13 protein-coding genes are annotated in these 12,540 nt (G+C 72.2%); 12 read left to right on the forward strand and 1 reads right to left on the reverse strand.

Annotated elements, in window-relative coordinates; translation table 11 throughout:
• Positions 1-95 precede the first annotated feature (95 nt).
• Positions 96-755 carry a hypothetical protein gene (locus tag FB380_RS22685; protein WP_166757592.1) on the forward strand — a complete coding sequence of 220 codons (660 nt, stop codon included), beginning with the start codon at positions 96-98 and terminating at the stop codon, positions 753-755.
• A 153-nt stretch (positions 756-908) separates the two neighbouring features.
• Here FB380_RS22685 and FB380_RS22690 read toward each other — a convergent pair whose 3' ends face one another.
• A complete protein-coding gene (locus FB380_RS22690; RefSeq protein ID WP_166757593.1) occupies positions 909-1,169 on the reverse strand; it encodes a hypothetical protein in 261 nt (86 codons plus the stop codon).
• 269 nt (positions 1,170-1,438) lie between these two features.
• On the opposite strand from FB380_RS22690, the gene FB380_RS22695 reads away from it, so the two are divergent.
• From FB380_RS22695 to FB380_RS22745, 11 genes are all read left to right on the forward strand, one after another.
• Positions 1,439-2,197 carry a hypothetical protein gene (locus tag FB380_RS22695; protein WP_166757594.1) on the forward strand — a complete coding sequence of 253 codons (759 nt, stop codon included), beginning with the start codon at positions 1,439-1,441 and terminating at the stop codon, positions 2,195-2,197.
• The gene (locus FB380_RS22700; protein WP_166757595.1) at positions 2,194-3,300 is read left to right on the forward strand and encodes a hypothetical protein; all 1,107 of its coding nucleotides are present in this window, start codon (positions 2,194-2,196) and stop codon (positions 3,298-3,300) included. The genes FB380_RS22695 and FB380_RS22700 overlap by 4 nt, the downstream gene beginning before the upstream one ends.
• 104 nt (positions 3,301-3,404) lie before the next feature.
• The gene (locus FB380_RS22705) at positions 3,405-3,677 is read left to right on the forward strand and encodes a hypothetical protein (RefSeq protein ID WP_229682373.1); all 273 of its coding nucleotides are present in this window, start codon (positions 3,405-3,407) and stop codon (positions 3,675-3,677) included.
• Positions 3,677-4,483: a hypothetical protein gene (locus FB380_RS22710; RefSeq protein ID WP_166757761.1), complete on the forward strand. Its 807-nt coding sequence runs from the start codon at positions 3,677-3,679 to the stop codon at positions 4,481-4,483. The genes FB380_RS22705 and FB380_RS22710 overlap by 1 nt, the downstream gene beginning before the upstream one ends.
• A gap of 136 nt (positions 4,484-4,619) precedes the next feature.
• The gene (locus FB380_RS22715; protein WP_229682372.1) at positions 4,620-6,080 is read left to right on the forward strand and encodes a hypothetical protein; all 1,461 of its coding nucleotides are present in this window, start codon (positions 4,620-4,622) and stop codon (positions 6,078-6,080) included.
• Positions 6,077-7,591, forward strand: coding sequence for an SCO6880 family protein (locus FB380_RS22720; protein ID WP_166757597.1), 1,515 nt, complete (start codon positions 6,077-6,079; stop codon positions 7,589-7,591). Before FB380_RS22715 ends, FB380_RS22720 begins: the two co-directional genes overlap by 4 nt.
• Positions 7,588-9,093: an ATP-binding protein gene (locus FB380_RS22725; protein ID WP_166757598.1), complete on the forward strand. Its 1,506-nt coding sequence runs from the start codon at positions 7,588-7,590 to the stop codon at positions 9,091-9,093. Before FB380_RS22720 ends, FB380_RS22725 begins: the two co-directional genes overlap by 4 nt.
• Positions 9,090-10,259: a M23 family metallopeptidase gene (locus FB380_RS22730; protein ID WP_166757599.1), complete on the forward strand. Its 1,170-nt coding sequence runs from the start codon at positions 9,090-9,092 to the stop codon at positions 10,257-10,259. The genes FB380_RS22725 and FB380_RS22730 overlap by 4 nt, the downstream gene beginning before the upstream one ends.
• Positions 10,260-10,312: 53 nt before the next feature.
• On the forward strand, positions 10,313-10,933 hold the full coding sequence (locus tag FB380_RS22735; protein WP_229682370.1) for a conjugal transfer protein: 621 nt from the start codon (positions 10,313-10,315) through the stop codon (positions 10,931-10,933).
• Positions 10,930-11,238: a hypothetical protein gene (locus tag FB380_RS22740; RefSeq protein WP_166757600.1), complete on the forward strand. Its 309-nt coding sequence runs from the start codon at positions 10,930-10,932 to the stop codon at positions 11,236-11,238. Before FB380_RS22735 ends, FB380_RS22740 begins: the two co-directional genes overlap by 4 nt.
• Positions 11,238-12,533 carry a hypothetical protein gene (locus FB380_RS22745; protein WP_166757601.1) on the forward strand — a complete coding sequence of 432 codons (1,296 nt, stop codon included), beginning with the start codon at positions 11,238-11,240 and terminating at the stop codon, positions 12,531-12,533. Before FB380_RS22740 ends, FB380_RS22745 begins: the two co-directional genes overlap by 1 nt.
• The last annotated feature ends 7 nt before the right edge of the window (positions 12,534-12,540 follow it).

Below are 12,540 nucleotides of genomic sequence, written 5' to 3' on the forward strand. Positions count from 1 at the left end.
AGGTGGGCGTCGTGGATGAACTTCGAAACGCTGTGCTCCGACACTTAGCCACCCCTCAGGCCGATACCCGTTTCACCGCATTCGAGCGAAGCTCCATGGAGTGGTTCGGCTGCCGAGCGCACCAAGCATCCGAGGCCCTGTGGGCGCTCGTCGGCGACGGCCTCGCCTACCTCGACAGGGCGGGTCAGGGATCGGGCACCGACAACTGGCGATGGCGAGCATCTGCCCTCGGCATCAAGGTGGCCGCTGGCGGCGGCTGGGAGCCGCGCGACCCGACTGGCTACCTGAAGCGACTGCGCGAGCGTGCCCCGAGCATGGACGTTGCCACCTTGCGCTACGTGGAGGAGGCGCTGGGCGCCTTCAATGCCCGGTGCTTCTTGGCCACCTCGGTGATGCTCGGGGTCGCTTCGGAGAGCGCATTCGGGCATCTCGCTCAGGCCTTCATCGACGGGCAGCCAGGCGACTCGCCCCAGATGCGGAAGCTGCTGACGAACCCGGCGAGCAGCTACTACAAGCGCTTCGAGGAGTTTCGCAAGCGGCTGGAACCGATCAGGTCAGACTTGCCCACTGGGCTCGCAGACAACCTCACCCTTGACGCCATCGCGGATCTGCTCCGCGTCAGCCGCAACGACGCGGGTCACCCGACCGGGCAGATAATCGACGAGGACACCGCCTTCACGCACCTGCAGGTGGCGGCCCGTTACCTGGTGAAGATGACTGAGCTGACCGAGCACCTCAAACCGCTGCCCTTCTGAGCACAATCGGTCACCCCGCAGTTAGGCACCACGGTCAGGAGGTGCCTTCTCAGAAGCTCAGGCTCCAATGCCGGCGGAGAGACTCCGAGGCCAGATGGGGCCAAGGTCTCCTAAGCCGGCCGCAAGGCGTCTCCGCCCCGAGGTGATGCTGAACTACTCGGCAAGCAAGAGAGTCAACTTGTCGACCAGCCGCTGTTCGGCGGCCCGTGCGGCTTGGAAGTCGGTGTCGTACTGCTCAGTCTCGAGCACCGTCTTACCGAGCACTGTGATCTCAGCGTGCCAACGATCCGGATTGACTTCATCGCAGACGGCAAACAGCTGTAGAGGACTGTGTTGCAGGTTCGTGGGCTGTGGGATGCGCGCGCCAGGCTTGATCTCGTGCCCGCCGACGAAGCGCTTGGATTCAATGATCATGCGGCAACGGTAGAGGCGACAACCGACAGCTTTCCGAGGCAAAGCCACTTCCGCGAGGGCCGAACACCGTGTCAGCAGGCCCAGCGCGCCGTCGTCCGCGCCGTCACCCCCCTTACTGCGGGATGCCGAGACTCCCGGGACGCGACAGCGGGACAGCGCTGGTCACGGGGTGACGTGACGGTCACCTGTCACCCCTGCCGAGGGTGACAACTCGTTGAACATCTCTGCGGAGCGTCGACGGCATCAGACCGATGCCGGAGGACCCGCACATGTTCCACGACCCCACCATCGTCGGCAGCTGGCCGGCGCTCGCCGCACGTCTGGACGGCGACGCCAGCCTCGTCCGTTGGGCAGCCACCGAACCAGGCCTGGCCGGGCTGAGCAGCGTCCACGACCTGCTCGCCGTCTGGGCCGAGGGCTACACGGACGATCGCCGCGACGCAGTGCTCGCCGCGCTCGTCCGTCTGGCCGCTGTTGACGGTGGCCGCGACGACGACGCGCTGCTGCTGACGCTTCATCTGCTCAGCGGGCTGGTGCGGACGATGGCCAGGCAGCTCGCAGACCTGAACCCCGACATCCTCGCCGTGGTCGTCGGTGAACTTGCTTGCCAGATCCGCTGCTATCCGTGGCGACGCCGGCCTCGAGCGATCGCGGCGAATCTGCGCGCCGAGACCCGGCGGGCGGTACTCGCCGAACTGCGCCCCAGCAGCCGCTATCACCCCGACCGGGTCGAGGTCCTGACGGCGACCGGCGACATCACTCGGATCGCGTCTGCCTCTGCCGGCGAGGAGGGGGAGGACCTCGACGTCGTCGACTTGCTGCAGTGGGCGGTGCGCTCAGGGGTCGACGCCGAGGACGTCGCACTGCTGATCGCCACCGAGTGCAGCCGCGACCGTCAACACCGGTGCGCCGACCAGGCGGTCGCCGCCGCGCACGGCATCACGACGCGCACGCTGTACCGCCGGCGAAACCGCACGCTGACCACCTTGCGCGGCGTGGCTCGGCAGTATCTGGCGGCCGTCGCGTGAGCCCGCTGCTGCGGGACTTCGACGAAGCCGGCGCCGTGACGGGCGGTGTGGCCAACGGCGGCGACGTCGACCCCGACGATCGACAGCTGTCGGTCGCGGAAATCCAGCAGGCCTTTCGCGAGCTGCGTGTCCGTCGTCCGCGAGCCGCCGCAACCAGGCCGGTGGCGTCGACGCGTCTCCACGAGCTCTCCGTGTCCGAGAACCCTGCTCCGGTGGGTGCACCGGATCTAACCCCGCGCCGCTCATGGTCCGACGGGAACAGCAAGGCGCCCTGGGCCCGGGATAACGCACGGTGCGAGCGGTGGGCTGACAGTGGTGACAGGACGCCGTCGCGAAGCGAGAGCGGGGGTGACAGCGCGCCCGCGGCTGTCCCAGGCAGGGGTGACAGCGGCGCGCTGGCCGCTGACTGGATCACGGTCGTAGCGGCACACGCCGGTGCGGGCGCTTCCACGGTGGCGCTGGCCATCAGCGATGCCGCCGCAGCCACCGACCGGCGCGTGCACCTGGTGGAGACGGCGCATCCCCGCCGGTCGGGACTGATCGCCGCAGCGTCGGCGGAGCTGGGCACCGACGCCGCCGGCGCTTGGCGACGGGGCTCCCGCGACCGCGTCACGATCGACCGCCGCGTCGCGGACGTGGAGCCTGACGGCTGGCCGGTCCTCCCGATCAACGAGGAACCGGCGGTCACCGTCCTCGACCTCGGGCTGCCTGCTCCGGATGACCTGGACCGACTGGCCGCCGGCCGCACGCGCACCGTCGTCGTCTGCCGGCCGACCGTGCCCGGGGCGCGACTGACCGAACACCTGCTGAGCCAGTTGGCCGAGCAGCCGGTGGTGGTGGCCGTCGTGGGCGCGGCGCGCTGGCCTCAGGTGGTGAAGGCCAACGCTGGTCCGCGGTTCCGCGACTTGCGGTCGCAGGGGCGGGTGGTCCGAGTTCCGATCGACCGACGACTGCAGACCGCCGGTCTGACCGGGGACCGGTTGCCCAAAGGAGTGGAGGCCGCCGGCCGGTCGCTGGTCGCGCTGCTGATGCCCGCGGTGCCACTGCGGCATCGGCGTCGGGCGGCATCGTCTCAGCCGGGCGCGGCGGGGGAGGCCCGGTGAATCCCCGCCGGACTGCACATGCCGCGGTACGAACGGCCGCAGCCGTCGCCTTCGTCGCCCTGGGCCTGGTCGTGCTGACGGCGGGGCCTGCCACCGCGGCGCCGGTGGAGCTCACCGCGGCGGTCTGCCCGGAGGCGCCGCCGGGAGTGGAGGCCTTTGCCGATCAGGTGACGGCGTGGGTGAAGTGGGGGGTTCTGGCTCTGATCGGGATCGCCGCGGTCGTGTCGCTGGGCTCGGTCCTGGTGGGCCGGATGTTCTCCCATCCGCATGCCTCCCGGTACGGGGCGATGGGCATCGCGGTGGTCGTGATGGTGGCCATCACCTACACGGTCATCCTGGTCATCCTGGGATCGATCACCGGCAGTGGGTGCACCTGATGCGCCGCCGTCCCGATGTCCACGGGAGCGGTACGCCGGAGTGGAGCCCGGCGTACCTCCTGGCGACGCTCGTGGTCAGCGCGGTGGTGGCGATGGCGGTGCTGGCTGGACTGGTTCTGGCAGTTGTCGGAGGGCTGACCGAGGAGCCGGACGAGGGGAACGCTGCACGACGGGCTGCAGCTCCTGCCCCGGACATGTCGCGGCAGGATGCGCTGGCCGCCGCGCCGATGCCGACCGCCGACCCGCATGACGCGCTGCCTGGGCCGGTCTCGAACCAGGCTGCCGGCGTTCTCGAGCTGCCGCGCGCCACCGGCGTTGGCCCAGCGGACGTGCCTACCGGCTTTCCGCGAACTCCGGAGGGTGCGCTGGCGCAGTTGGCGGCGATCGACGTGACGGCGATGCAGAGCGGCTCGATGGACGGCGTGCGACGGGTGATCGCGGATTGGGCCGCTCCGAGCGGACCGACGCCGGAGACGTGGTCCGGGGTGGACGGCATGGCGAGCCTGTTGTCTGCGGCGGGCCTGTCCGGTGCGGGGTCGCCTCAGCTGGCGATCGTCGTCCGTCCGGTGATGGGGCTGATCAAGGGCACTGTGGGCGAGGACTTCGCCGTGGTGTGCGTGAACTTCGAGTTCACCGTCACCGTGGAGCAGACCGCCCGCATCGCCATCGCCGACTGCCAGCGCATGGCCTGGGTCGGGGACCGGTGGGTCATCGGCCCAGGGGAGGAGCCCGCGCCGGCGCCGTCTGTCTGGCCAGGCACCGAGGCCGCTATCGCAGCCGGCTACCGGGACCTGCGCTATGTCTGAGCAGCGACGCGGCGGGCGTAGCGGTTGGGGGCGCCGACTGGGAGCGGTCCTTCTTCTGTCGCTGGCGATCTGCTGGTTGTCCACAGGTCCGGCTGCAGCCGACTCCACCGTGGTGGCGTTCCCGGCGGTTCCGGGGGTGGGCGGCTCGCTGCCGTGCCTGCCGATCAACCCGTTCTGCGCGGTCGGCGAAGCAGCCGGCGCCGTGGTCGAGGACGTCTGGGTCAATGCCATGTTGTCGCTGTGGGAGGCCGGGCTGTGGCTGCTGGGTTTGGCGTTCTCAGTGATCGACGCGCTGGCCACCCCGGATCTGTCGGCCGGCGGCCCGCTCGCCGCGGTATATCCGGTGACCTTCGGCATCGGCGCGACCGTGGCCGCGCTGATGGCCATGGTGCAGCTGGCTGTCGCGGCGATGCGCCGGGACGGGCAGACGCTAGGCCGGCTGCTGATCGGACTGCTGCAGTTCGGGCTGGTCTGGGCCAGCTACATCGGGGTAGCGGCCTTGCTTGTAACCGGCGTCTCCGGACTGACCACCGCCTTGCTGCGCAGCTTGCTCGACATCGACACCATGGCCGCTTTCGACCCGTCGATCAGCGTGAGCCGCGACCTGGTCGACGGCACGGTCGCCACCGTGCTCGGGGTCAGCTCGATCTTCCTGCTGGTGCCGGCCAGCGTGGGTTACCTGCTACTGATGCTGGTCCGCGAGGCGGCGCTGATCGTGCTGGCCGCGACCTCGGCGATCTCGGCAGGAGGGCTGCTGGCGCAGACGTCGAGCACCTGGTTCTGGCGAAGCCTCCGCTGGTTCCTCGCCGCGCTGCTGATCGCCCCGGTCGCCGTGCTCGTCCTCGGCGTCGGAGTGACCATCACCGAGGGCATCGTCGCCGGTGCAGAGGAGACGAGCACCGAGGCCGCAATCGGTATGGCGGTGGTCGGCTGCCTGCTCATTCTGCTCGGAGCCATCTGTCCGCTGGCGCTGTTCCGGCTGCTGGCCTTCGTCGACCCCGGCACGTCGAGCGGGGCGGCGTTGCGCTCCTCGCTGGCCGCCTCCGGCGGAGTTATGGGCGCGCTGCAGAAAGCTGGTGGCGGGCGAGCGGCCGTGGCCACCGCGGCGGCGGGTGCCGCATCCGGTGGGGTGGCTGCCACCGGCGCAGCGGCGCAGCTGGCCGGCGACCGCGCACAGGGCGAGTCGACCGCAGACGCGGCCACCGGCGGCCGGTTCGCCGGAGCGCTGCGCGCGCTGAGCGTCGGCACCTCACAGGCGGGCCGGCTGGCCGCGGGCGTGGCGGCCTCGGCGTCCGACGTGCTGTCGGGCGCCGGAGTCGGGGACACCCACCCGTACTACGGGCAGCCGCTGCCCGCCCGGGTACCGGCGCGCGGCACCGGCCGCCCTGGAGGGACGGTGACCCCCGGCGGACGCGGCCGCGGGCGCCGTCCCGACGATGATGAAACACAGCTGACGAGACCGAGCGGGAACGGGCGCGCTCACTATCCCGGAGGCGCATCTTCCGCGGCCTGGCCCGCCGAGCGGCTCGACGGCATCGCACCTGACCGGCCCGGTGAGAGCGACCCGATCGGTCCCGACCAGGACGACGCGCGATGAACACCGTCCGCTACGGCGACTACTCCCGCGACGTCTCCGGCTGGTTCCTCGGGATGACCGGCGCCCAGCTGGCCCTCGTCACCCTCACGGGCGTACCGGCGCTGTTGGCCCTGAACGCGCAGGCATGGGGGCTGTTCGCCATCTGGCTGCCGGTGTGGGCGCTGCTGGCCGCCGTGCTGCTGGTCCCCATCCGGGGGCGCGCGGCCGGCCGCTGGTTCAGCGATCTCTGTCTGCACGCAACTGGAGGAGCGATGGGCTGGACGGTCTTCGGCTCCCGGGCCGCCGCCGGGACGGCCGAGAACCTGTCCGAGGCCGACCTGCCCGGAGTGCTCGCCGGCATCCGGACCCACGACGGACCGCCCTACGGGCAGCTGTTCACCCGCCCGGTGATCGTGCAGAACTCCGCGGCGCGCACGTGGGCGTCCGTGGCGCGGATCGACCATCCCGGCATCGGCCTCGCTGAGCCGGCCGAGCGGGACAGGATGGGCGCCGGCCTGGCCGACCTGTGCGAGATCGCCGCGCGCACCGAACTGATCGACGTCCTGGCCCTGCAGGTGCGCACCGTGCCCGACGACGGTGCCGAGCGCGCCGCCTGGGAACGAACCCACACCCGTTCCGACGCCGCGCCGCTGGCCGCCCGGGTGAACGCACTGCTGGGCGCCACTCTCACCCCGGCCGCGGTGCGGACCGAGGCCTTCGTGACCGTCGTCGTCGGTGAGGGACGGATCGGCCGCGCCGCGAAGGAGTCCGGCGGCGGGGTGGACGGCCGCGCTCGGGTCCTGCACGGGGTGATGGCCGAGGTCGAGAGTGCTTTGCGTGGCCCGGTCGGCTGCACCGCCGTCACCTGGCTGGACTCGCCGGCACTCGCTGCCGCGGTGCGCACCGGCTTCGCCCCCGGCGACCGTGGCCAACTGATCGCCGCCGACCTGGCCGCCGCTAACGGCGTCCAGCTGGCGACCGGGGTTCCGATGGCCGCCGCCGGACCCACCCAGGCCCGCGCCGAGGTGCGCCACTACGTGCACGACGCGTGGGCGTCGGTCACCGACACCGTCCTGCTGCCCGACTCCGGTGCGGTGCTCGGCGCACTGGCCCCGGTGCTGGTCCCGACGACGGCGGGGGAGCGTCGCTGTCTGACGGTGTTCCTCGCCCCGTTGCCGCTCGACCGGGCCACCCGGCTGGTCGGTCGGGAGGACATGAGCGCCACCACCGGTAACGAGATGCGCGCCCGGATGGGTTTCCGGCAGCGGGCCCGGCAGCGGCGCGACACCGAGCGGATCGGTGCCGCAGACGAGAAGTTGGCCGCCGGGCGGGCGCTGGTCCGTCCGGCGGTCGCGGCCTGTGTCACCGTCCCGGCCACGTGGCCGGTGGACGAGCATGGCCGCCGGCTCTCGGCGTCGGTCCGCGCTGCCGGCTTCGTGCCGTTGCGGCTGGACCTGGCGCAGGACTCCGGCTTCGCCGCCGCCGCCATACCCCTCGGTGTGGGGCTGCCCGACCGCAGGGGACGGCGATGAACCGCCGCGGCTTCCGCCGGGGCCGGGACGTCGCCGTCCTCCTCGACGACTTCGGCCACCGACTGCCAGCGCAACCCACCGTGGACAGAGCGCCACGCGAGCGGGGCCCTTTCACCCAGCTGGTGTCTCGCCGCGGGCCGCGCGGACGTGGACGGGGACGGGCGGCGGCGACCGCGCCGCTGTCGGTGTGGCGAATGACGTCGGAGCAGACGCCGGTGGTGTGGCCGCTGATCGCCACCAGCGGGCTGCCGCCCACCGGTGCGCAGATGGGCATCGACCTACTGTCGGGCGGGGCGTTCTACTGCGATCCGGTCGGCTGGGTCACCGACGACGACATCCCGGTCACCAACCCGAACGTCGTGGTCTTTGGTAAGCCCGGCCGCGGCAAGTCCGCCACCGTCAAGGCCTTCGCGTTGCGCATGCTGGCCTACGGCTACCGAACCCTCGTCCTCGGCGACACCAAGGACGAGTACGAGCCGCTGTGCCGCGCGCTGGGCGTGGAGCCGTTCGTCATCGGCCACGGACTCTCCGCCCGGGTCAACCCGCTGGCCTTCGGCCCGCTCGGCCACGGCTGGGAGCAGCTCGACGCCGCCGAGGCCCGCCGCCGCGAGGCCATCATGTTCGCCCGCTGGCTGGTGCTGATCCGTGGCCTGGTCGGCTCGCAGAACGTGCCCTTCGGCCCCGTGGAGGAGACCGCCGTCGGCGAGGCGCTGCGCCTGCTCACCGGCTACCGCAGCGGCGCCACCCGGCTGACCGAGCCCACCATCCCGCAGCTGTGGCGAGCCCTGGACGAGCCCACCGACGAGCTCGTCGCCTGCTGCCGGTACGCCGACCGGCGGCACTTCCTCGACGCCACCCGCACCCTGCGTGATGCCCTCGGCTCCCTCGTCAAGGGCTCGTTGGCCGGGCTGTTCGACGACCACACGTCGATCGAGGTCGACTGGCGGGCGCCGATCCAGTCGCTGTCGCTGTCCCGTCTCGAGCCGCTCGGTGACCAGGCCGTCGGCATCGCACTGACCTGCCTGAACTCCTGGGGGCAGGCGATGCGCGAGATCGCCGACCCGGGTGACCTGCGCATCGTCATCCGCGACGAGACCTGGCGGCAGATGCGCCTCGGTGCCGAGGCGATGAAGAGCCTGGACGCCAACCTGCGGCTGTCCCGCCGCGACGCCGACGTGCAGATCCTGCTCGCGCACAAGCCCTCGGACATGCTCACCGCCGGCGACGCCTCCTCCCAGGCGGTGGCCATCGCCCGGGACCTGCTGCACCTGTGCGACGTCAAGGTGCTGCACGGCCAGGACCAAGCCGTCGGCGACGAGCTCGCCACCATGTTGGGGTTGGCCCCCATCGCCCAACGAGTGGTCACCGGCTGGGCGATCGCCGGCCAGGGCCGCGCCCTGTGGCTGGTCGGCGACCGGGCGTTCAAGGTGCAGACCGTCCTCACCGCGCCCGAGCTGGCCCTGACCGACACCAACGAGGCCCTCACAGGACGTCCGGCATGATCGGGACGGCCGAGGGATTGGCCCGGGCGTATGCGAAGCGATGGCTGTGGAAGGCCGCCGCTCCCGTCGCCGTCCCAGTGTTCGGCGTACTCACCCTTCTGTTGATCCCGCTCGCGGTTCTCGCCGCTCCGGATGCATCGACGTCGGTGGCGTCGTCGGCCTGCTCGATCGGCGGCACCGGCGCCTCCGTCGCCGGCACCGAACTGGACAGCGTCCAGATGGGCCACGCGCAGACCATCGTCACCGTCGCCGCAGCACAAGGGCTCGACCCGTACGCGGCCACAGTGGCGCTGGCCACCGCCTACCAGGAGTCCCGCATCCGAATGCTCGCCAACGACGGCAGCAGCCCCGAACTCACCGCCGAACAGGCCGCGGTGACCGCCACCAGCCTGACCTATCCGCATGACGGGCTCGGCTCCGATCACGACAGCGTGAACACCTTCCAACAGCGCTGGATCGCCGGCTGGGGCAGCGTCGCCCAGCTGATGGACCCCGTCTACGCCGCCGAGGCTTTCTACCGACGGCTCGTCGAAGTGCCGAACTGGCAAGTCATCCCGCTGACCCAGGCGGCTCAGGCAGTCCAGGTGTCGGCGTACGGGTCGGCGTACGCCCGCTGGGAGCCGCTCGCCAGCGAGCTGACCACCATGCTCTGGCCGGCCGCCCAAGCCACCGCGGCCGACGCGAGCGGTGCAGTGGCCGGCGTCTGCCCGGACCTGCCGGTGCCGGCCGGCTCGTGGATCCGCTCCACCGCCGGCACCGTCACCTCCGGCTACGGACCCCGTGGGGGCACCTGGCACGCGGGGACCGACATCGCCGGCCCGCGCGACGGCCCCGTCTACGCCGCCGCCGACGGCACCGCAGTTCGTGCCGAGTGCACCAGCGCCTACTGCGACCGCGACGGAAGCCTGAGTCTGGCCGGCTACGGCAACCTCGTCGAACTCGACCACGGCGGCGGGGTGACCACCCGCTACGCGCACCTGTCGGCCTACACCGTCACGGCCGGCCAGCGCGTCAGCGCCGGGACGCTGATCGGCTTCCAGGGGTCCACCGGCAACAGCACCGGCGTCCACCTGCACTTCGAGGTCCGCCTCGACGGCGCGTCCGTCGATCCCGTGCCGTGGCTGACCAGCCGCGGCGTCGACCTGCATGCAGCCAGCGCCGGCTGACCGGTAGAGAGGAACCAGGACGTGGACATCCACCACCGCACCAGGACCGGCGCGTGACGACGCCCTTCCGGCGTCGCGACCCGCAGCCAATCGCCCGGGGATGGGAATTGGCCGTCGCCGCGGCCGGTGGCGCCCTGATCGCTGTCGCGTTGGCGGCCCTGGTCGGTCTCGGGATCGCCTCGGCGTTGTGGGGCGGTGGCTGGGTGTGGCCGCATGGCACCGAGACGATCACCCACGTTCTCGGCGGGCTGCTGGACGGCAACCCCGGCCGCGGCCTGTCGCCCGACCAACTGCGTCGGGTCGCCGGGCCCACCCCGGTGTACGCGTGTGTTGCCGTTGCCGAGCTCGTGCTGCTGACCGCCGCGGTCATCACCGCTGTCCTGGTCGCCCGCCACCGGCGCCCGGGCGACGCCCGCGGCGGCATGGCCACCCGGAGGGAAGCAGAGCAAGCCCTCGGATTGCGCCAGCTCCGCGCCGGGCGAGCGGTCATCCGCCCGGACCGCTACCCGTCCAGAGGCGGCCGAGGACGTGTCCATCGCCTCCTGTCCACACGCGGCGACGCGATCCGCGGTCGTATCCACAGATCCGGCCTCAGCACCACTTCCCGCTCGACCTCCCCAGCACCGTCGATCCAGGCACCACCCGTCCGCACTGTGAAGGAGACCCCTCGATGAGCTCGACCGACGACGGCCTGAACGCGGATCTGCTCGCCGCCCGCGCCGAGGCTGCGGCACTGTTCGCCGCCGCTTCCCGCAACGACCAGGCCGAGCCAACAGCGCAGCTGCACTGCCTCGCCGCAGCCACCGCCCTGCGCGTGCCCAGCGGTCCGGTGCCCGCGACGGCTGACGCCACGGACCCCGACCGGCTCGTCGAGCAGGCGCTGCGCATTCTCGGCAACCTGCCCGCTGACGACTTCGCGCACCCCGACGTCCTCGCCGCGGCTCAACACGGCCACCGCGCGCTGCGTGCGCCACGCTGATGGCCACCTCGCTCGGGCAGCTGCTCGATGCCCTCGCCGACACAGCGCGGACCACGGACGACAGCGCAGCCGCGCGCGCCGATGCAGGCACCGCCTTGGGTCACTTGGGTCGGGCGCTGGCTCACCTGCGCCGCGACGGCGTGTCCCCGTTCCCCGGCGATGGCCGCGAACAACAGGTCGCCGCCCTGGCTGCCGCCTGCACAGAGCTCGGCGTCCGCGCTCCGGCGACCGAGTCGGCGTTGACCCGGTTGGCGGCTGCCGCGGCCGACACCGTCGGCGTTCTGTACGACCACACCACCGTGACCAGCCGGTGGGCCGTCGCCACCGCCGTAGCCGAGACCGTGACGCCGCTGGCCGAGGTGGTCGCCCACCGCCTGCCTGCCGGTCCGGCGACGCAGTGGCACACCGAGGTCGAGCGTCAGGCGGCCTTGGTCCAGCAGGCAGCCGCGCTGCAACCGCCGACGCGTGCTGACGCCGCCATCCTCGACCGCCCCGTCCCAGGACCCGCGGTCCCGGCGTCTGTCGACCCCGCACGCGTGGTCCCCGACGCCGTCGGCGTGCTTCTCCAGGCCACGGTCCGAGCCAGTGATCCGCCGTCGGTCACCGAGGTTCTGGCTTACACGATCGCCGCCCAGACACTCAGCTCCGCCGCGGAGCGCCTCGGCTCGGCCGACGCACCACCGGCAGGTCAGACGACGGCGGCCGACGCCTGGCGCGCCGTCCGAGCCGCTTTGCGTCCGTACGACGACGGCAGCCGCCGCTTCCACGAGCACACACCGTCCGGCGTGGCCGCAGCCGGTCGACTCCATGCCGTCCTCCGCTCTGCCCCGTCCGACCCGACGACTTGGACGGCGTCCCTGCGCGCATCGGTCACGTCCGCGGCTCAGCACCTGCCCACCCTCGCGACGCAGCTCCTGTACCGCACGGTCCGGTCCTGGGCCGACAAAGGATCGCTGATCGCCTACGCCCGTGATGTGCCGCCGCGCGAGGACCGGGTGGCCGCATACCTGCGCGGATATCAGCCCGGCGGGCTGGTCCGCGTCGACGCCACCGACCTGCAACCGGTCGCCGGCGCCCTGCACAACGCCCGGCTGCTCACCCTCGCCGCTGCGGACCGGGCAGCCGATCCGGGCGCCCGCGCGACGGCCGGCTTCCCGCGCCGGGCCTGGGCCGCGAATCGGGCGGTGCTCGACGACCCGCAGACGCCGGTCGCGCTCAGCGTGGCCATCCAGCAGGCCCACCAGCAGCTGCAGGCGGCGCGAGCCCAGCGGTCCGGGCCCAGTCGGGCACGGTGAAGGGGAG

It is taken from the genome of Modestobacter marinus (genome assembly GCF_011758655.1).
GTDB classification, from domain to species: Bacteria; Actinomycetota; Actinomycetes; order Mycobacteriales; family Geodermatophilaceae; genus Modestobacter; species Modestobacter marinus.

Coding starts and splice junctions, on each gene's coding strand:
- FB380_RS22695 (WP_166757594.1), top strand. CDS start 1,439: ATGTTCCACGACCCCACCATCGTCGGCAGCTGGCCGGCGCTCGCCGCA.
- FB380_RS22690 (WP_166757593.1), bottom strand. CDS start 1,169: ATGATCATTGAATCCAAGCGCTTCGTCGGCGGGCACGAGATCAAGCCT.
- FB380_RS22745 (WP_166757601.1), top strand. CDS start 11,238: ATGGCCACCTCGCTCGGGCAGCTGCTCGATGCCCTCGCCGACACAGCG.
- FB380_RS22740 (WP_166757600.1), top strand. CDS start 10,930: ATGAGCTCGACCGACGACGGCCTGAACGCGGATCTGCTCGCCGCCCGC.
- FB380_RS22730 (WP_166757599.1), top strand. CDS start 9,090: ATGATCGGGACGGCCGAGGGATTGGCCCGGGCGTATGCGAAGCGATGG.
- FB380_RS22685 (WP_166757592.1), top strand. CDS start 96: ATGGAGTGGTTCGGCTGCCGAGCGCACCAAGCATCCGAGGCCCTGTGG.
- FB380_RS22710 (WP_166757761.1), top strand. CDS start 3,677: ATGCGCCGCCGTCCCGATGTCCACGGGAGCGGTACGCCGGAGTGGAGC.
- FB380_RS22725 (WP_166757598.1), top strand. CDS start 7,588: ATGAACCGCCGCGGCTTCCGCCGGGGCCGGGACGTCGCCGTCCTCCTC.
- FB380_RS22720 (WP_166757597.1), top strand. CDS start 6,077: ATGAACACCGTCCGCTACGGCGACTACTCCCGCGACGTCTCCGGCTGG.